General features: G+C 34.3%; 17 protein-coding genes and 4 tRNA genes. 11 read left to right on the forward strand and 10 right to left on the reverse strand.

Translation table 11 applies throughout. The annotated features are described in order from the left end of the window. Window positions 1-874 precede the first annotated feature (874 nt). The 3 genes from ACFOUY_RS03465 to recR form a co-directional block, all read right to left on the reverse strand. Window positions 875-1,687 carry an alpha/beta hydrolase gene (locus ACFOUY_RS03465; RefSeq protein WP_378959182.1) on the reverse strand — a complete coding sequence of 271 codons (813 nt, stop codon included), beginning with the start codon at window positions 1,685-1,687 and terminating at the stop codon, window positions 875-877. A 166-nt stretch (window positions 1,688-1,853) separates the two neighbouring features. Then, the gene (locus ACFOUY_RS03470; RefSeq protein ID WP_378959068.1) at window positions 1,854-2,672 is read right to left on the reverse strand and encodes an SDR family oxidoreductase; all 819 of its coding nucleotides are present in this window, start codon (window positions 2,670-2,672) and stop codon (window positions 1,854-1,856) included. Between the two features lie 88 nt (window positions 2,673-2,760). Next, window positions 2,761-3,378: a recombination mediator RecR gene (gene recR, locus ACFOUY_RS03475; RefSeq protein WP_378959069.1), complete on the reverse strand. Its 618-nt coding sequence runs from the start codon at window positions 3,376-3,378 to the stop codon at window positions 2,761-2,763. Between the two features lie 199 nt (window positions 3,379-3,577). Here recR and ACFOUY_RS03480 point away from each other — a divergent pair, with 199 nt between their 5' ends. The 3 genes from ACFOUY_RS03480 (at window position 3,578) to ACFOUY_RS03490 (ending at window position 6,466) form a co-directional block, all read left to right on the forward strand. Then, a complete protein-coding gene (locus tag ACFOUY_RS03480; RefSeq protein ID WP_378959070.1) occupies window positions 3,578-5,086 on the forward strand; it encodes a sodium:solute symporter in 1,509 nt (502 codons plus the stop codon). A 17-nt stretch (window positions 5,087-5,103) separates the two neighbouring features. Next, the gene (locus ACFOUY_RS03485; RefSeq protein ID WP_378959071.1) at window positions 5,104-5,811 is read left to right on the forward strand and encodes an LOG family protein; all 708 of its coding nucleotides are present in this window, start codon (window positions 5,104-5,106) and stop codon (window positions 5,809-5,811) included. 160 nt (window positions 5,812-5,971) lie between these two features. Then, a complete protein-coding gene (locus ACFOUY_RS03490; protein WP_378959072.1) occupies window positions 5,972-6,466 on the forward strand; it encodes a hypothetical protein in 495 nt (164 codons plus the stop codon). Window positions 6,467-7,385: 919 nt separating this feature from the next. Here the strand turns inward: ACFOUY_RS03490 and arsC are convergent. From arsC to ACFOUY_RS03505, 3 genes are all read right to left on the reverse strand, one after another. After that, window positions 7,386-7,727: an arsenate reductase (glutaredoxin) gene (gene arsC / locus ACFOUY_RS03495; RefSeq protein ID WP_378959073.1), complete on the reverse strand. Its 342-nt coding sequence runs from the start codon at window positions 7,725-7,727 to the stop codon at window positions 7,386-7,388. Between the two features lie 9 nt (window positions 7,728-7,736). Next, complete coding sequence (locus tag ACFOUY_RS03500; RefSeq protein ID WP_378959074.1) at window positions 7,737-8,327, reverse strand: DUF502 domain-containing protein; 591 nt, start codon at window positions 8,325-8,327, stop codon at window positions 7,737-7,739. A gap of 154 nt (window positions 8,328-8,481) precedes the next feature. After that, entirely contained in the window at window positions 8,482-10,941 is a 2,460-nt protein-coding gene (locus tag ACFOUY_RS03505) for a bifunctional UDP-N-acetylmuramoyl-tripeptide:D-alanyl-D-alanine ligase/alanine racemase (protein ID WP_378959075.1), read from the reverse strand. A 61-nt stretch (window positions 10,942-11,002) separates the two neighbouring features. Here ACFOUY_RS03505 and ACFOUY_RS03510 point away from each other — a divergent pair, with 61 nt between their 5' ends. The 3 genes from ACFOUY_RS03510 (at window position 11,003) to ACFOUY_RS03520 (ending at window position 11,813) form a co-directional block, all read left to right on the forward strand. Then, a complete protein-coding gene (locus ACFOUY_RS03510) occupies window positions 11,003-11,491 on the forward strand; it encodes a regulatory protein RecX (RefSeq protein ID WP_378959076.1) in 489 nt (162 codons plus the stop codon). Between the two features lie 93 nt (window positions 11,492-11,584). After that, window positions 11,585-11,657, forward strand: a tRNA-Gly gene (locus ACFOUY_RS03515). 72 nt (window positions 11,658-11,729) lie between these two features. Next, window positions 11,730-11,813: transfer RNA gene (locus ACFOUY_RS03520), tRNA-Leu, on the forward strand. A 59-nt stretch (window positions 11,814-11,872) separates the two neighbouring features. On the opposite strand, the gene ACFOUY_RS03525 is transcribed toward ACFOUY_RS03520, so the two are convergent. Genes ACFOUY_RS03525 through ACFOUY_RS03540 form a run of 4 tightly spaced genes read right to left on the reverse strand, consistent with a single transcriptional unit; the run spans window position 11,873 to window position 16,164 of the window. Beyond that, window positions 11,873-13,387, reverse strand: a complete 1,515-nt coding sequence (locus ACFOUY_RS03525; RefSeq protein ID WP_378959077.1) for an RICIN domain-containing protein — start codon at window positions 13,385-13,387, stop codon at window positions 11,873-11,875. Window positions 13,388-13,395: 8 nt separating this feature from the next. Then, window positions 13,396-14,370 carry a hypothetical protein gene (locus ACFOUY_RS03530; protein WP_378959078.1) on the reverse strand — a complete coding sequence of 325 codons (975 nt, stop codon included), beginning with the start codon at window positions 14,368-14,370 and terminating at the stop codon, window positions 13,396-13,398. Between the two features lie 50 nt (window positions 14,371-14,420). Further along, on the reverse strand, window positions 14,421-14,975 hold the full coding sequence (locus tag ACFOUY_RS03535; protein WP_378959079.1) for a DUF4082 domain-containing protein: 555 nt from the start codon (window positions 14,973-14,975) through the stop codon (window positions 14,421-14,423). A gap of 4 nt (window positions 14,976-14,979) precedes the next feature. Then, window positions 14,980-16,164: an OmpA family protein gene (locus ACFOUY_RS03540; protein WP_378959080.1), complete on the reverse strand. Its 1,185-nt coding sequence runs from the start codon at window positions 16,162-16,164 to the stop codon at window positions 14,980-14,982. Between the two features lie 330 nt (window positions 16,165-16,494). Here ACFOUY_RS03540 and ACFOUY_RS03545 point away from each other — a divergent pair, with 330 nt between their 5' ends. The 5 genes from ACFOUY_RS03545 to ACFOUY_RS03565 all read left to right on the forward strand — a co-directional run bounded on the left by ACFOUY_RS03545 (window position 16,495) and on the right by ACFOUY_RS03565 (window position 20,081). Then, entirely contained in the window at window positions 16,495-17,289 is a 795-nt protein-coding gene (locus ACFOUY_RS03545; RefSeq protein ID WP_378959081.1) for a helix-turn-helix transcriptional regulator, read from the forward strand. Between the two features lie 340 nt (window positions 17,290-17,629). Then, window positions 17,630-17,702, forward strand: a tRNA-Gly gene (locus tag ACFOUY_RS03550). Between the two features lie 70 nt (window positions 17,703-17,772). Then, window positions 17,773-17,856, forward strand: a tRNA-Leu gene (locus ACFOUY_RS03555). A gap of 219 nt (window positions 17,857-18,075) precedes the next feature. Next, window positions 18,076-19,755: a phospholipase D-like domain-containing protein gene (locus ACFOUY_RS03560; RefSeq protein WP_378959082.1), complete on the forward strand. Its 1,680-nt coding sequence runs from the start codon at window positions 18,076-18,078 to the stop codon at window positions 19,753-19,755. 95 nt (window positions 19,756-19,850) lie between these two features. Then, window positions 19,851-20,081 carry a hypothetical protein gene (locus ACFOUY_RS03565; protein ID WP_378959083.1) on the forward strand — a complete coding sequence of 77 codons (231 nt, stop codon included), beginning with the start codon at window positions 19,851-19,853 and terminating at the stop codon, window positions 20,079-20,081. Window positions 20,082-20,159 lie beyond the last annotated feature (78 nt).

Here is a 20,159-nt window from a genome sequence, read left to right on the forward strand (position 1 = left end):
TCTAAACTTCCAAATAAAATAATTTTTTATTTTTTAGTTCCTTTCAGGTTAATCTCACACGCTTTTCACACTCACTTCTAACCCTTATCCCCAATCCTTCAATTCTTTTTCCGCTCCTTCCGAACCGGGTTGCAAAGGTAACAATCTTTAACACTATCGCAAAGTTTATTTTAAAATAATTTAAACCTCTTTAATATCCCTAACACCATGTAAACCTCTTTCCCTGTTCCTCCGAACCGGGTTGCAAAAGTAGAAAAAAAATCAGCCCAAACAAATAGAATCTGCCCTTTGTTCGAATACTTTTCGCAACTATATGATATACAAGCAGAAAAAATGAACGGCGATACAGGTTGTTTTTAATTAGATGCCATTTGGATAGGTTTAATTGGGATTTTAGGTTCAAGCAGGCTTGGTTTGGTTATGATATTATCACAAATGAGGACTTGCGTTGGGGGTAATGTTGGTAAAGCTGTCCTTCGACTACGCTCAGGAGGACAGACTGCAATTCAACCGGGATGATGGATATAATTTCTTTTTATAGGAATGGCAGGATTAGTAGGCTTCATTTTGGCTTAAGAAAAATTCGATAATGAATGTAAGCATGCGCTACGACTTACTCAAATTACTATGCTGGCATAATTTTACCCTTAATAGGCCTTTATATACGCTTCATCTATGGCTAGGGTATGCTTAGACTATTACTTAACAAAAACGATTNACTGTCGGTTTTTTAATCTGACCAAGCTAATAAACCCCACCCTAATGAAAAAACCGCAAGGAGAAGCAGGAGCCGAGGATTTGAAATAAAGGGCGAAACTAACATATATAGTACTAAAAGCCCTGATTTGATAAAGAATTAATATTTAGTACTCACTTATTTTACTTTGGAAATAAAATCAACTATATCTTTATATAATTTGTTTTCACCGAAAATCATTTGGCTAATCATCGGCACATGACTTTTACCTTGCACCTCTTTTATGTTAACAGGAATATTGTTGGTTTTTAATTGTTCGTATAATCTTGGTGTTTGGATACGAATTGCTCCATAGGTTTTGCCACCATAAAAAAGTAAGTGTGGATTTTTAATATTAGCAACATAATTTATTGGTGAGGCTAGTTTCCAAACTTCTGGGTTTGTGGTAAATGTTCGGATAAAATCAAAGTAAAAATCATCCTTTTCTGCCGTGGTTAAATATTCATATAAATCAAGTCCGAACGGATCGTTTAGAATTACACCTTTAATTGGGTTTTTAATTCCTACTTTTTTAAAATATTGCGGGTCGGCATTTATTAATTCACCCAAATGTGCACCTGCAGAATGCCCCATTATAAAAATTTTATCATTACTAGCCTGGTAAGTTGCTATATTTTCTTTCACCCATTTAACAGCCAAAGCACAATCTTCGGCCATCTTACTGTATTGAGCATTTGGAGCTAATGGATAATTTATGATTACAGTTACCATTCCTTTACGAGCGAAATTTCTACCTAACCACCAGTAAGTTTCTTTTTTGCCACTGCTCCAGGAGCCACCATGAATAAAAATTAAAACAGGTTTATCTTTTATGCTGTTGTTTTTATAAAAGATGTTTAGTGTGTTTTTGACTTCGGTATTACCAGCATAATTAATGTTTTTTGCTGTTTTTACTTGAGCTGATGAAATTATAGTTTGAAACAAGAGCATCAAAAAAAATAGATTTTTACACATAAAAAAGATTTGTCTTTTCAATATTAAACAAACGAAATTGTGTGCGTTATGGATGTCTAAAGAATGTAATATGTGGAATGTAAAATGGATGATGTATCAAAATGAAGCCTACTTTTTGAAGTCACATCTTCCTTTTCCTGTTTTACCTCGTTATTAATGGGTTTTTCTCTTTTGCAAATAAGTCGAAAACCTTTTTATCTACAAAAGCGGGAAACAATTTATTCATCCAAACGGCCAATTTGCCTTGACCAGTCATTACTAAAGTACGTTTACGCTGCTCAATGCCGTTTGCAATATTATTTGCAACTTCTTCGGATGACATCATTTTACCTTCATCCATGCTGGTTTCGCCATGCGCAATACCATCTTTAGATAATGCAGTTACACGAATATTTGAAGCTGTAAATCCCGGGCAAGCCAATAAAACATTTACACCTGTTTTTAATAATTCAGTACGTAAAGATTCGATAAATCCATTCATTGCAAATTTAGATGCAGAGTAACCCGTTCTGCCTGGTAAACCTCTGTAACCTGCTATTGATGAAACACCAACAACTGTTCCTTTGGTTTTTAAAATTTCGGGTAAAGCATATTTTGTACAATAAACCGTTCCCCAAAAGTTAACATCCATTAAGTTTTTAAGCACTGATAAATCTACATCGTTAAATAAAGCACGCATAGATAAGCCTGCATTATTTACGAGGATATCAATTTTATTAAAGGATACTAAAGTTTGTTTTATAATCAACTCACAATCCGATTCTTTGCTTACATCGGCCTGAACGGCAACTGCTCTGATGCTATATTTTTTTTCTAAATCTGCAGTAATTTCGCAAAGAGTAACGTATTGACGGGCAGCCAAAACTAAATTTGCGCCTCGTTTGGCAAACTCTTCTGCACAAGCTTTACCAATTCCGCTAGATGCGCCAGTGATGATGATAACTTTATTTTTTAAATTCATTTCTATTAGTAGTAGCAAGTATTTAGTATCAGGACTTCATTCAAACATTTAAAATAATTTAATTTTTATGGTTGTTTTAGCGATGCATTTACTTCATCATTGCGGTTTCGTAAGGTACACGAGTAATGATGGAGCGACCGAGTGTAATTTCATCAGTATATTCCAGTTCGCCACCGAAAGCAATTCCACGGGCAATGGTCGTTACCGGGATGTTAAATTCTTTTAAGCGTTTGTAAAGATAAAAAAGTGTGGTATCGCCTTCCATATTAGGACTCAAAGCCAGAATAATCTCTTTAATTCCGCCTGCTGCAACTCTCGAAACCAATCCATCAATAAATAAATCGGTTGGCCCGATTCCATCCATTGGTGAAATTAAGCCCCCTAAAACATGATAGACACCAAAATATTGACTTGTATTTTCTATTGCCATTACATCGCGGGTATCTTCTACCACACAAATTGTTTCTTTATCTCGTTTATGCGACGTACAAATTTCGCACACCACATAATCAGAAATATTATGGCAAATGTTGCAATGTTTTATTTGTTGTTTAAGCTTTATAAATGTATTGCCAAACTGGTTCACCTCCTCCTGTTCTTTATTTAAAAGGTGTAACACTAAACGTAATGCCGTTTTTTGCCCCACACCTGGTAATTTAGAGAATTCGTTTACCGCATCTTCAAGCAGTTTGGATGAAAAATTCATAGTGCAAAAATATACTAAAAGTTTGATACGAAAAATTGTTTAACTGTTATATTGATAAATTGCTGTATTGCTTAAATTGTTGCATTGTTGCTGAAAATCTCATTGCTTAACCAGATCAATCAACAATCGAATTTAACGATGCGCTAAACCATTGACTTTAATTCGTAATTTCTTACATTTAACCGCTTAAACCAAATCTATGTCACCAACTATTCTATTATGTTTTTTAATCGGCTATTTTTTAGTGCTGATTGTCATCTCCTTTGTTACCTCAAAAAATTCTTCTGATAATAATTCCTTTTTTGTTGCCAACAGGAATTCAAAATGGTATTTAGTTGCCTTTGGAATGATTGGAACGGCACTTTCGGGTGTAACCTTTATTTCTGTTCCTGGTGAAGTTGGTGCTCCTAGCGGAAATCAATTTCAGTATTTCCAGTTTGTTTTAGGAAACGCGGTTGGTTTCATTATCATCGCAACAGTTCTTTTGCCTTTGTATTATAGAATGAAATTAACTTCGATTTATAGTTACATTGAACAGAGATTAGGCCACTATAGTTACAAAACAGCAGCGTCGATATTTTTATTAAGTCGTACGCTAGGTTCGGCAACTAGATTATATCTGGTTGTAATAGTTTTACAAAGATTTATTTTCGATAATTATGGCATTCCGTTTTGGCTTACGGTTTTGATTTCTTTAGCATTAATTTGGTCTTATACTTTTAAAGGTGGTTTAAAAACAATCATTATTACCGATACTTTGCAAACGTTTTTCTTAGTTCTATCAGTTTTCTTAACTATTTATTTCATTTGCAATAGTCTGGATTTGAGCATACCACAGGCTTTTGAAACAATTAAAAGCAGCAGTTATTCTAAAATCTTCTTCTTAGATGATTTCCTAACGAACAAGTTTTATTTCAGCAAACAGTTTATAGGTGGTATTTTCGTAACCATCGCCATGACTGGGCTAGACCAGGATTTAATGCAGAAAAACCTAAGTATGGGCACTATTAAAGAGGCACAAAAAAACATGTTCACGTTTACTGGTGTATTTGTTATTTTGAACGTTTTCTTTTTAAGTGTTGGTGCATTATTATATATTTTCGCTGCTAAAAATGGCATCGATATTCCGTTAGACCACATTACAGGCAAACCAAGAACCGATTTACTTTTCCCCGAGATAGCGCTGAATAATTTGGGGGCGATACCAGCAATTATCTTCATGCTAGGTTTAACTGCCGCAACATTCGCTACCACGGATTCTGCTTTAACAGCCCTAACAACTTCCTTTTGTGTAGATTTTTTAGGCATGGATAAGAAAGAAAAAATCAATGCAGAAAATGCTGTTAAGAAACGTCACACAGTACACATTGCATTCTCTATCTTAATGTTTTTGGTAATCATTGTAATCAATGCGCTGAATAGCTCATCGGTTGTGAGTTTAATTTTCACCATAGCATCTTACACCTACGGACCGCTTTTAGGTTTATATAGTTTTGGATTGTTTGTAAAAAAACGTGGTTTGCATGATAAATTAGTACCAATAGTTTGCATATTATCGCCTTTTTTATGTTACTTGCTTTCCACGTATTCAACCACATTATTGGGCGGTTACATATTTAGTGTTGAACTGATTTTAATTAATGGTTTAATCACATTTATAGGTTTGCTATTCATCAGCAAAAAAACTGATGCGCAAACCAGATTTTAATATTAGAATAAGAGTATATGACGAGTGAAGAAAAAATTAGAAGTGCTTTTGAGAACAAAGACTGGCAAGAAATTAAAGTAACCGATTCTTGGCAAATTTTTAAAATAATGGCAGAGTTTGTCGATGGTTTCGAGAAACTGGCAAAAATTGGCCCTTGCGTAACTATTTACGGTTCGGCACGTACCGCAGAAACAAATAGATATTACCAATTGGCAGAACAATGCGGTAAATTGTTAACAGACCGTGGCTATGGTGTAATTACAGGCGGTGGTCCAGGTATTATGGAGGCTGGTAATAAAGGTGCTTACACCAACGGTGGTAAATCAGTAGGCTTGAATATAGAATTACCTTTTGAGCAATTCCACAATAAATATATCGACCATAATAAGCTATTAACATTCGATTATTTCTTCGTACGCAAGGTAATGTTTATGAAGTATAGTCAGGGTTTTGTGGTTTTACCTGGTGGTTTTGGTACAATGGATGAGCTTTTTGAAGCTTTAACGTTGATTCAAACTGGTAAAATTGCCCGTTTCCCAATCGTATTGGTTGGTAAAGATTATTGGGGCGGTTTAATCGACTGGATTAAAGGAACTATGCTTGAAAAGGAACATAATATCCATGAAGAAGATTTAAACTTATTTAGATTGGTTGATACCGCTGAAGAGGCTGCAGAACATATTTTCAGATTCTATGATAAGTATGTACTTAAACCGAATTTCTAATTAAGACTAAAAAATTTTCATGATTTGAATGGAATAATCAATAGTTCCATCATTCGAAATTCAATAATTGACTAAAAGTGTTTGCTAATGCAGGCACTTTTTTTGTATCTATAATTTCCAACTGTAACAACTACGGAAAACTGTTATCTAAAAATAAGATATGGAGCAAACATTAAATTGGAGGAAAGGATTATTTGATAGCAATTATCAGGTATTTAGCAACGCTTTGCTGAAATTTTCTATCAATTTTAGTTCGTTTAAAAATTCTGCAATAGCTACCACTCAGCAAGGAATTTACCTTTTAAAAAGTGAAGGGTATTCTAATCCTGAAACAAAAATAATTAATAATAAAAATGAAGTTTTAGCGATAATCCGTTACGATTGGTTAGGTTTTAAAGCAAAAATATTTTTCACTTCTGGTGAGGAATTTGATTGGAGTTTTCAAAATAGCTGGTTAAGTAGATGGAGCATAAACAATCATAAAGACAAGCAGATTATTTATAATTCATCGAGAGGGAGTGGTTTGATTCATAGCAATGTTGATGATGATGTTTTGATATTAGCAGGATTATTTATCCATGAATATTATGTAAGAATACTTTTTGCTTTCGTTGTTGTAGTATTCATTTTGTTTACAAGCAGAGGTATTTTTTAATAATATGGGCGTTTTAACACGCTGTATGCTATATCTTTTTGGAAGAAAAATCCAAAAAGGATGCCGCTCCCATCGCTAACGCAAGATAGCATGATTTACAAAAAATGTAAAAACGATGTAGTCCCCATGGATGCCATTAAAAACACGAACAGTAATGAATAATTTTAAGTACGTGTTTTTTTCTTTTTGAAATCAAAAAGAAGAAAGCGTTCAGCTAGGACGACACACACACACAAATTAAGATGCTGAAATAAATTACCATTGACACGTTGTATAAACTGATGTTTTAAACCATCTAAGCATATATGGAAATCTAAGCTTTAATAGTCTTACATTAAATGGTCAATTTTTATTGCAATAGCATCATTTATATTGATTTTTATGCAATAAATCACCCCTCAGCTTGACTGGGCATCTTAATGCTTTAAGCAGGGACTTATTTCCTTCTTTTCTATCGCATTAAGATTCTCGTTTTCACGGGAATGACGTCTGGGTGTCGTCATGCTACCATTGACGTTTTTTGTTTATCGTCATTGCGAAGCAGGGTTTGTGTGAGCTGAAGCAAGCTTATTTCAATTATCTTTCGAATGAGATTGCTTCGTTCCTCGCAATGACGATTGCCCTAAAACGTCATTAATATTGATTTTTATGAAATAAATTAACCTACCATTGACGTTACCTCATGCTCAACTTGATTGGGCATCTTAATGCTTTCGCAGGCATATATAATGTTTCCTTTCTAGCGCTTTACGATTCCCGCTTTCACGAGAATGACGTAAGGATTCGTTATGCTACCATTGACGTTTTTGTATAATGTTTTAAACCATCTAAGAAAGCTTAAGTGGTTAATTTTTATTACAATAACGTCATTTATATCGATTTTTATAGAATAAATTAACCCTCAGCATGACGGAAAGGTTTATAAAACCTCTTTAATTCGTTCCGTTGGCCTTGCAACAACAGCCTTATCTCCTGAAACAACAATTGGTCTTTCGATAAGAATTGGATTTTTCACCATCGCATCAATCCATTCAGCATCGCTTAAAGTTTTATCTTTATAATTTTCGGTAAAAATCTTCTCGCTTTTGCGAATCAACTCAAAAGGTTTGATGTTTAGCTTTGCAATTAATTCTTTAAGCTCCGCTTTATTTAATGGCGCTTCCAAATAATACACAACTTCAAACGGTTGACCACTATTTTCTAGTTCCTGCAAGGCTTGGCGACTTTTAGTACATCTATTGTTATGATAAATCTGAATCATTTTGAAAAGTTAAAGTCCGCTTACACCACCACTAACAACCAATTTCATGGCATCAGCTGCGCTCATTTTTAAATCTTTTACCTTATCCCTTTTCACAATACAAAGCTGCCCTGCAAAAGAATAAGATAAGGGGAAATATACTGCAACTTCATCGGGTAAATCGAGTTTGTCTAAGTGATTTTGAGTTAGAAAACCAATTTTTTTCAAGCCACCTTCCACTTCAACTAAAACCGGGTGATTAAATTTCTTTTCATCACCAACAAAAGCCTCCGTTAAATCTTTAATAGAAGAATAAATGAAATTTAGCAATGGCAAACGCTTCATCATGCGCTGAAACCAATTATACATAGGCTCTGTAACCAAATTAGTTACAAAAATACCTGCTAGTAAAATAAGGGTTAAAACGGTTAGTAGACCTAAACCAGGAATGTTTCGGCTTTCGCCTGTGCGGGGATTTACACCTAAAATATTATTTACGTTTAACCAGCTATCTACAGTTGTAACTGCCCAAATTACAATGAAAATACTCACAGCAATGGGCACAACAATTAATAAACCCTTAATAAAATAGTTTAAAATAGCTTTCCCAACTTTATTCATGCTGCAAACTTATGAAAAATAAGGCTAATTGATTAGGATTGTTAAATTGTTTGCTGTCTCAATTGTTAACAGCTAAGCCGTAAAAGTATTTATACTAAAAAGACTTATCTTAAACCTGAATAACAATTTACAATATCTCCATCAAGAAATTTCCTTATTCATAAAAATAAATTCGCTTTACACGCTGAGAAATATTGGTCAGGATTTCATAAGGAATGGTATTAATATCATCTGCCAATTGCATAATGGTATGTTGCTGATTAAAAACAATAGCCTCATCGCCTGCTTTCACGTCAATTTCAGTTATATCAAGCATCGTCATATCCATACAAATAGAACCTATTGTTGGCACCAATTGGCCATTTATTAGCATTTTACCAACACCATTTCCGAAAGCCCGACTATAACCATCTGCATAGCCAATTTTTACGGTAGCAATTTTACCACCCTTGGGCATTACACCTCTCCTACTGTAACCAACAGTTTCTCCGGCATCTAAAATTTTAACCTGTGTTACCGTTGTTTTTAGCACCATTACAGTTTGTAAACCGCGGTTATTTTGTAAAGCTGCATCGAAACCATAAAGTCCAATTCCTAAACGAACCATATCCATTTGGCCATCGGCCCAGCGACTAATACCAGAAGTATTTGCGATATGAAGTAAAGGTTTATAGCTTAAAACATTTATCAATTTTGTGGAAATAACCTTAAATTTTTCAATTTGATGTTGTGTAAAGCCGTCGTGTTCGGCCTCGCCACTTGCCACCAAATGAGAAAATATACTTTGAACTTTCAACCGTTGATTATTTTTCAATAAAATTGATAAGCTTTCAATTTCGGCATTGTCAAATCCTAAACGATGCATACCGCTATCAATTTTAATATGTATTGGGTAATTAAAATCATAATCAGAAAGCGCATTTAAAAAGCTGTTTAAAATTTCGAGGCTATAAATTTCGGGTTCTAAATTATGTTTAATAATTGCTTCAAAAGCCGATTCTTCAGGACTCATCACCATGATTGGCAAAGTAATTCCTGCTTTTCGCAAAGCAATTCCCTCATCGGCATAAGCAACAGCCAAATAATCTACCTTATGAAATTGCAATAAATTAGCGATTTCGAAACTTCCGCTGCCATAAGAAAAAGCCTTAACCATTGCCATGATTTTCACACCAGGCTTAATTTTTGAGCGATAAAACTGCAAATTACCAACCATGGCATTTAGGTCGATTTCCAAGACGGTATCATGAATTTTCTGCGTAAGCAACTTACTTATCCTGCCAAATTCAAAGCGCCTTGCTCCTTTTACTAAAATGGTTTCGTGGTTAAAATGCAACCCTGGAAAAGCCTCTATAAAAGCATTTGTATCATTAAAAAACTGGGTTTCAAACTTAAAAAGTGTAGCGTAATTTGCGATGTGTGGTCCAATCCCGATTAAGCGGTTTACTTTTTTCTGCGATAATAAATCGGCAATTTCTGTATATAAATCTAAATCATCTTTACCCGTTTCGAATAACTCAGAAAGGATAACGGTTTTTTTAGGATGCTGATTTTGCTGGTTCAAAAAATCTAAAGCAATAGCCAAAGACGAAATATCTGCACTGTAAGAATCATCAATAATAGAACATTGATTAATGCCATTTTTGAGTTCTAAACGCATACTTACATGACTCAATTTCTCCAGACGCAAATCTGCTTGATCCGGAGCATAACCCAAAGCGAGTAAAGTTGCCCAGCAAATCATGCCATTTTCTATCGATGCCTTATCCTTAAAAGGCAGCATACATTCTATTTCTCGGTCTTGATAAATAGCCCGCAAATAGCAATTTCCTTCAATCGGTTCTACCGCGATAATTCGTAAATCTGCACCTTGCTTACTACTCCAGCTAAATTGTTTTTTACCAGGTAATTCTTTAAAATTTATTTCACTTACATAATCTGGCGAATAAATAAACAGTTCAGTATCTTTAAAAAGCTTGAGTTTTTCGATTAGTTTTTCTCTTTTCGAACTGAAACCCTCCGCATGGGCTTCGCCAATATTGGTTAGTATACCTATTTGAGGTTGAATAATCTCTGCGAGTAAATCCATTTCATTCACAGCTGAAATACCAGCCTCGAAAATTCCTAAAGTATCTTCTGCATCAATTTGCCAAACAGAAAGTGGCACCCCAATTTTAGAATTATAACTTTTCGGACTACGTACAATATTAAAATCGGTAATTAGAAGCTGATACAACCATTCTTTAACTATGGTTTTGCCATTACTACCCGTTATGCCAATGGTTTTTAAATCGAATTGATTGCGATGATAAATGGCTAACTTTTGTAAGGCTTTTAAAACATCACCAACCAATAAAAAGTTGCAATTAGAGTACTTATTAAAGTATTTTTCGTCTGTAATAACGAAATTCCGAATATCTTTTGAATACGCATCTTTTATAAATTCATGTCCATCGCGATGTGAAGACAATGCAAAAAACAAAGAATTTTCTGGAACCAGAACCGAGCGACTATCTATAACGAGATATTCGATAACGCTTTGCTCATCAACTAATTTGGCATCGGCATTTAATATTTCGGCAATTCTGGAAATGGCATATATTGGTTTAAGCATTGTTTTTGTTTCAGAAAAATACGGTAATCGTTTTTATTTTTACGAATTTCAGTAATTAATTATGAAAAGCAGTAAAGAGGAGCCAAGAATATTAGATAAAAAACAAGCTTTGGCAAAAGCCGAAAGTTTTTGCGTTTATCAGGAACGTTCGCAAAAGGAAGTTCGATATAAATTGGTGGAATGGGGAATGCGAGGCTATGAACTGGAAGAGATTTTGTCTGAATTGATTTTGAATAACTTTCTAAACGAAGAGCGTTTCGCAAAATCTTACACATCGGGTAAATTTAACATCAAAAAATGGGGGCGTGTAAAAATTAAGCAGGGGCTGAAACTCAAAGGTGTGCCAGATAAAATGCTTCAAAAGGCTTTGTATAGTTTAGATGATGATGATTACCAGCAAACTTTAGAAAATTTAGCTATAAAAAAAGCCGGGACTTTAAACGAAAGTAATCCTTTAAAAAGAAAAATGAAGCTAATAAACTATCTTCAGGGGCGAGGATTTGAAACTGATTTAATTTTACTTGCGCTGAAAGCCAGCAATTTAAACTAAATATTAAATTTTTAATAAAAAATCTCTTGACAGAAATATAAATCTGCCTATATTTGCATCACCAAAACGAAACAGCACATCGGTTTTGTTAATGCGAAAGTAGCTCAGTTGGTAGAGCACGACCTTGCCAAGGTCGGGGTCGCGAGTTCGAATCTCGTCTTTCGCTCTAAATGCCTTCTTACCAGGAGGCATTTATTTTAAAAGATTAACCTACCGATGGATTTCGGAAAAGGCTAATGCTCGGGTGGTGGAACTGGTAGACACGCAGGACTTAAAATCCTGTGCTTTCAAAGGCGTGCGGGTTCGATTCCCGCCCCGAGTACAATAAAAAAATCGATAAAAAGCGCTGAACTAAAATCAGCGCTTTTTTTTGCTCAATTTTTATGGAATAACCTGCATCGTTTTCGAGCGACTATCACCTGTAAAGTAATGTATGGGTGCTTCTATTTTATCAATTAAAACTTTGGTTTCGCTACCTTTTGTAATTGTTAATTTAAACTTATCCAGGTACCAATTATCGGACCCGATGCCACCACCACCAGTATGTCTAATTAAAATTTCTTTGATATCGCTAATGTCTATGTCTGCGGTATTTGGTATTGTTTTTTGTAGGGTGCGCTCCGAAAAATTATTCCATTTTCTACTTGCATTGAAGTTGGTTAACGTTATCGGAAGCCTTCCACTTTTAAAACGGATGTATAAGTTTATGTTATCATTACCGCCTCGTAAATCATCACCTCCAGTGCCAAAAACTGCGGTAATGCTGGCATTTGCAGTTGTAGGTACAGTTACAGGAGTTGCTGTAGTATTTGAAGAAAGCTCGAATGTTTTCGAAGTAAGTTCAATTGGATTATTGTTATCTCTTCTTTTTTCGTAAACGATACGAACTAAAGGTTGTCCGCCAGTTCCATTTTGATTAAAGACTATAGTTCTTACCAAACGCCCATCTTTTTTAATGGTAGCGGTAACCGTTAGCTTCTCTATATTCCAATTGTCGGCCCCGGCTCCATCTATGTTGTTTCTTCCACTTACTGCATCTCTTAAAATAGTAATCGATTGTAAATCTTGTAGATTAACATCACTTGGCAAGGGAATAGTTACTCTTTTTATAGAATTGTTTGGCCACGTTTGACCTTTGTTAATATCTTCTACAATCACTGCATTACGATTGTTAATGTTAACCGTAATTTGAGGATTTTTTTGAAAGCTTCTGGTTTCTAAATTATCGCTCCCAGTTTTAATATCAACTTCTAATTTATTGGCTGATGGTGGCATAACAACTACAGGCGCACTTCTTACGGTTCTATCTGCCACAACTGGGGTAGCAATTGGCGTTCTGCTAATTGTTCCAATTGAAATTGGGATAAAATTCCAAATTACATTAGTTAACTTATCATACTCTACCGGATTGTATTCTCTGTTTTTAAAATCAAAAAGTACTGTGGTGCCGCCATTATTTATATCTCTAAACTGCGTACCTAAAAAAACTTCTTGTGGGCCAGCAACCATTCTAGGCTGTATGGCATAAAAACCATCTTTATCACTTGTGATGTAAAACTGTTGAAACCTTTTATTTGTGCCCGACATTAAAGGTTCTAGTACTACCTTCGGACTTATACCAGTAAGCGTACCAGGCATCTCCGTAAATGTGACGTATTTGTTGGTTTTAAGATTTTTAATTGTAAAATATTTTGGCATTCCTGGCACGCCAATTACATCAAAAATTTGTTCTGGGCAATTAGAATTTTCGCAAGCATTTGCAAGAACTAAAAGCCAAGTAGGGTCATATTGTATAACTTTACCTTTTTCGGCTAATCTGATAGCATAACGCCCAGCTCTTAATTGAGCAAATACAATTGTTGGAAAAACTAGGAGGAGAAAAATGAGCTTTTTCATGGTGTCATTTATTTGCTGAAGTGAATTCTTATATCTTTAATAATACTGTATGCAACACCTGTTGCAGTCCCGTAATTATTGTCTGGATTGCCTTTTACTGTAAATGGCTTTGATGAGAAGTACGTGCCTGCATTTTTATAATTAATGAGGTCGGCATCAATAGCTAACATCTTTACATTTGATGAGTAATCTGTAGCTAAATCGCTAGTTTTATGCGCAACTTTAATGCTTGGTATCACTTCTACAAAGATGTTTCCGTTTTCTAACGCATACTCGCTAACCATAAAAATATCTTTTATAGCAGGTTTATTTGAGGCTACTGTACTTGAAATAACGGGGACTGTTGCGCCAGAATTAAAAACATAATCTCTCATTCCATTTGCTTCTGCTCTTTCTAAGCCAATTTTCGAAAACATGGTAGCTTGTGTTTTATAATTGTTTACAGCTGTGCCATTTTCGTTAACTATAGGGCAGGCTGCGTACGAGCCGTCTGCAAGTTTTTCTACCAATCTCACTTTTAAAGTACCAGCTATTTTTTTGCAATCGTTGTTGTGTATTGGTAGCGAGAAACCACTAAAACTTAGGTCTTGTGTATTTGCTTTTTTTATGGTGATAGCTAATATATTGTTGGTAAAAACACTGCCAAATGTTGGGTAATCGCCAGTGCAAATTAATGTGCTTTGAAATTCATCATCAAATTTAATGTAAGCTACATGGCCAGGCGCAACTTTTAACGATATGTTTCGTTTATTGGTAAATGGATAAGAAAATGGGTTAACAACATTGGCATATTTCGCTACTCTACCTGCAAAATTTGGTTGCTCGTAAATTTCTACTCTATCAATATGAGTAGTTGTAGGTAATTGAATAAGTGCACTAGGCAATGGTCTGTTACCAATTGGTGTAATAACATTTCTGTCTATTTGTGCATTTGCACCTAAAGCAATAAGTATTAGGCAAACAATGATGGTTAACTTTTTCATGATAGGTTTTTTTTGTGAGTGATGGTTTTTTAACTATTTAAGTTTCTTTTTTACTGTATTTTAAACTCTGCATCAATATCTATAACACCATGATACACCGATGCTACATTTTGTGATGGAAAACGTTGATAAGGTGTTTCTTCATAAACACTGTACAGCAAACTCACATCACTACTGTGTAAAGGCAAAGGGTTAAATGGCAAATTGTAGTAATAATATTTAAATACGTTGATAGAAATGGTGTACGTTTTATTGGCAGTTATCGGTATTTGGCACACAAATAAGTTATAATTTATAGTGTCGCTAATGTTAACATTCATGGTTTGTATTAACTCACGTGTATCTGCATCCCAAATAGATAAGCGCATATAACCTTTGGTGGGGTTTTTAATTCTGATGCCTTTGATACGACCATCTTTATGCGGTTTAATGGCAATGCCCAATTCTACCGCCGATTCCCGATAACCTACTTCTCTATACTCGGTTTTAAAGGTTTTGTTAAAGTGTTTACCAAATATCCTGTCTTCGCCAAAGTATGATGTGCCATTTTTTAAAACAGTACAACCACATAACGCAATTAACAGCAATAAGAATAAGCGATACATGGTGTTATAGTTTTATAAATTCTACCCTACGGTTATTTGCTTTATTAATTTCATTTGTATTTGGCATAGCTGGCTGGCTTTCTCCTTTACCATCTGTTTGTATTCGATTAATGCTAATGCCAAAATCTGAGCCCAACATTTTTTTAATAGCCTCTGCACGTAGTTTAGATAGTTTTAAGTTTTCTTTATCCTCGCCATCGCTATCTGTATGCCCAATTATTTTAATTTTTACATTTGCATTTTCCTGTAAAATCACAGCGATGGATTTGATTAAACCCAAAGATTCAGGCTTGATGTGAGCAGAATTTACATCGAACAAAATACCAGATGATACAAATTTGCCTTCGTTAATAAGCTTGTTTCGAGTATCTGGATTACCAACTGCAAGCCTTAAATTGTTGATGTAATATTTATCATCCTCATTTTTAAAATTTCCGGTTTGAAACAGAATGCTATTGTATTTTTTTCCATCAACAAAAGCATTTGGCAAATCCCACACTTTTTCTTGATTGAGGTAAACGCGTAAACGATTTTTTTGTCGCCAAATGCTCACATGCACCGTGGGTTTTACATCACTTACAAATTCATTTTGTATGGCTTTGTTTTTATCGCCATAATTACCATTTTGGTAAGCTTGATAATTTGTAGTGCCTTTGGTATTTGCTGTTGATACCTGTTTTGGGTGAATGCTAACCTCAATTCCACTTCTACCTAACCTGTTAAACTGTTTCCATTTGATGAAATCTTTGGTAGGAACTGGTAAATCGGCGATAGAAAAACTTAAAGCATTGCTATAATTGTTAAAATTTGTACTACAATTGGCATCAAATTCAAATGTAAAATTATTAGGTAAATTGGTAATAAATTGAGGCATAAATACGCCGTTTTTACCTAAGTTCAACCAGTTTTCTTCGCCAATTTTTACTAACTCACCACCGCTATTTGTACTCCACTTTGCTGGGAAATCGCCTACGTTATCATTACTAAAATTTTCAATAACCAATACTTTTTCACCTTGTACAAAATCAAATTTTCTGGTAATATCAATACTTTTCGAATCCGTTTGAGCTATACAAGTACTGTAGGCAAGCATCATTATTAAAAGTAGTTTAGCTTTCATGGTATTAATTTGTTTTTTACTGAAAGCTACGACGTCTTTATAGCTCAATAAATAGCAGATATCTGTCATTTATTGATTTGCATAAATGATTGTTTAATTTTCTAAATAGAGAATAAGCCAATTTTGTAAATAGAATTTGTAGATAAATTGCAAACTAAATACGAATTAAGTATTATTGATTTCCCTAATAATTTTGAGTTATTATGCAAAGGACAACAACTAATTCGGTAGTAACCAGGAAATAGTGCCAGTAATGATTTAAGTTCTTAAAGCATTAAAAATTTGACAAGTTTATATACTCTTCATTTAGCAATAAACCTCAATTTAACTTGCCAGGAAAAATCTTCATAAAAAATATGAAGATACCGATGGCATGCTGAAAAAAAATATTTAAAAAAAATGAAAACGCTACAACCACTAACAACTGAACAATTTGTGAAAAATGCGAAATCAGAAAAGGAATTGGGTATTGTTGATTATGAGGCTTTTTTTTCAACCCAGATAAAAGAAGCACACAATTTTGCAATCGGGCCATACTATTGGTTTATTGGAGATAATTCTAATATGTTAATTACAGTTGCTAGTAATAATATTGGAGAACTTAGTCCATTTAGCAAATCTGAGTGGGAAAATAAACCAGCCTTATTTTTTGTAGAAAACATTCATCCTGAAGATAGCTTTTATGTTTTATCTGCAATACAATTTGCAATGGATAGAATTGTTAATCTTCCTTCAGAGCAGCAAACAGATGTACGAATCAATATATATGCTCGAATGTTAAATGCTCAAAAAGTATTTCGCTGGGTACTTATACAAATGCCGGGTTTGTATGTAAATAATAAAAACTTAACAACTTGTGGTTTAATGATGATAACCGATTTAACACACTTTAATTTTAATAGTCGGCCTATATTGATGACACTTGTAGATAAAGTAAATAACAAAACGGAATATTATCATTTAAGTTTACATAATGAACTAAAAATGGAGAATATTCTATTGCCCCACATAACAAAACGAGAGCAACAATTGCTACAGTTAATGCTACGAGGGCTCACTACTCCCGAAATCGCAGATACTTTGTTTATATCTTACCATACTGTAGAAAATCATAAAAGAAACCTTCGTAGAAAAACATCTACAAAAACATCTGTAGAATTGGTGCACTATATTATGAACAACAATTTATTGTAAACAATTGGATTAAGATATAGGATTAGATTTACTTATTTTCACTTACACTGCATCTTTATTAAAAACTTAATTAAATTAAGGGTACCTACAATTTTAAGGCTTTTAAGCAAATCATAATCTGAACTCAACGCATTGAGTATTTCATATAAATGATAAAAAATCAGAACTTTTGCTATAAATTATTTTCCTTAACACTAAGTATTTTCACTCTAAAAGATACTTTAACATAACAGTGATAGCATCCTTGTATTCGAGCGAAAATTATTTTTAATTATTTTTGATACTGAAAATTATATTTCTATATTTGCAACCCCAAAGGAATACAGCGATGTATTAATTTGCGAAAGTAGCTCAGTTGGTAGAGCACGACCTTGCCAAGGTCGGGGTCGCGAGTTCGAATCTCGTCTTTCGCTCTAAATGTTTTCCTACCAGAAAGCGTTTATATTAAATTTAACCTACCGATGGATTTCGGAAAAGGCTAATGCTCGGGTGGTGGAACTGGTAGACACGCAGGACTTAAAATCCTGTGCTTTCAAAGGCGTGCGGGTTCGATTCCCGCCCCGAGTACGAATGAAAATTCTATTCATTTTTAAAAAGAGCTGTTCTAAAAAGAACGGCTCTTTTATTTTTTACTCTCCACACATTTCATCAACATTTTAGAAATTCAAAAATAGGTAGCTCAACAAAACACCAGCACCCTACCCTTATTTAGCTTAGATTTTAACTATTTGATAATATGATAATTAACAATAAATTATTTATATTTATTAAATAAAAAATCTTATTATGCGCATCTCAAAAACCAAAAACGGCTTGAAAGTTCAAGCGATTGCCGGAACCTATGTGGTTCTTTTAGGAATTCACCTTGATGAAAAAGACTGTAAAGGATTAAAAGGCTTCTCAATTCATAGAACTAACCACACAGCGAAAACGGCTGGTTATCTTTCTGGCATGAAAGCATTCGAAACTACTGACCCGGGCTATCCTTCAGGATCCTTATACGGTACAGATGCTCACCCAGTACAAGGATTTCAATGGGGTGATTATGATGCCACACCGGGACATGATTATACCTACATAATTACAGCTTTAAAGGGTTCGCCCGAGGCATTAATGCCTTTTAAATCTTTATCTATTAAACTACAGACTGAATCTCCTGAAGGTGGAGATCATGATATCTATTTTAATCGGGGAACAGCTGCATCTCAAGAATATGTGAGATTATTTGGAGATAAAGTACCAGAAAAAATTGTAAATGGTAAAGCATTCGAATGGCTCTCTCGTGGCTTGTTCGAAGCCATGTGCAATTTTGTTAACACTTGTGTTCCAGGCAAACACTCCTTAAGAATCGCTGCTTATGAATTTCAGTATCTTCCCTTTTTAACACTTCTAAAAAAATCTATTGATAAAGGGATTGATATACAAATTATTTACGATGCCCGCGATCCAAAAGTTGCCAAACCAAATAGAGAAGCTGTATCTGCTGCAGAACTTACCCCCTATTGTAAGGAGCGCTTAAAAAAACCAGGTAATATATCGCATAATAAATTTATGGTGAAGCTTAGCGATGGAAATCCCGTTTCTGTATGGACTGGCGGAACCAATTTTAAAGATGGTGGCATATTTGGGCATTCTAATGTTGCCCATGTTGTAGAAAATGAAAGCATAGCAAAAAAATACCTCGATTATTGGAATGCGCTTCATTCAGATCCAGATATTAATAGTATCCGTTTGCAGAATCTGACCTTGACTCCAGATCTACCAGCTGAAATTCCTGCTGGAACAAGTGTAATTTTCTCGCCAAGAAAAGGAAAAGCTGTTCTCGAACGTTATGCTGAAATGGCTCAATCGGCAAAAGATGCTCTTTTTATGACTTTTGCTTTTGGAATGGGTGATGATTTTAAATTTGTTTATGAGAATAGTAAAGCTCCATTACGTATCGCTTTATTGGAGCGTTTTATTAGAATGATGCCAGACGATACAGATGAAGAAATAGCAAAAAAGGAGACCGAAACAGCAAAAATGCAGAAGCTAAGAAATAAAATAGAAAATATTTTTGCCGTTGGAAATAGAATAGTTACCAATAAACTAGATGGATGGCTAATGGAAAAACTCTCTGGTTTAAATGGAAATGTTAACTATGTACACAATAAATTTGCATTGATTGATCCATTAAGTGATGATCCAATTGTTATCGCAGGCTCAGCAAATTTTAGTGAAGCTTCTACAACTGGCAATGATGAAAATATGCTCATTGTAAGGGGAAACAAAAGAATAGCTGATATTTATTTAGGCGAATACTGGAGATTATTTAAACATTTCTCGTTTAGAGAAAGTATTGAAAAGAAATGGAACAACGATCAAAAGCCCAAACCGCTTATAGTGGATGATAGTTGGTGGGCTCGTCATTTCGGGAAAACTTCTGATGCTGCGAGAAGAAAGTATTTCGCCAATGTTAAGATATAAAATTACGGCTTCAACAATTGTTAATATCATAACATCAACTACGCAATAAGTTAAAATGATTTTTCTTGTTTTGTACATCATAAAAAAAATCATATATGGAAAACAGCTTATTAAACGTTAGTTCAGACTTACAAACATTCATCAATAAATTTGAACCAGTTAAATTTAAGGTAATGGCCAAAGGGATTGAAGTTAGAGGAATTAACAATATGCATAATAATATTTTAGAAGCCAAGTCGATTATCGAGCGGTTAAAACTAAACCTTACCGTTTCTCATAACGCAGAAATGCTTAGCTATAAAGGCTTTGAAGTAAACAATCTTTAATGAAGCAAAACGGGGCTGTATCAAAATAAAAAATTTAACTATTGTAAAAGAATTTAATTTGGCGGTATCGTCATGCTA

Source organism: Pedobacter jamesrossensis (genome assembly GCF_042650905.1).
Lineage (GTDB): Bacteria > Bacteroidota > Bacteroidia > Sphingobacteriales > Sphingobacteriaceae > Pedobacter > Pedobacter jamesrossensis.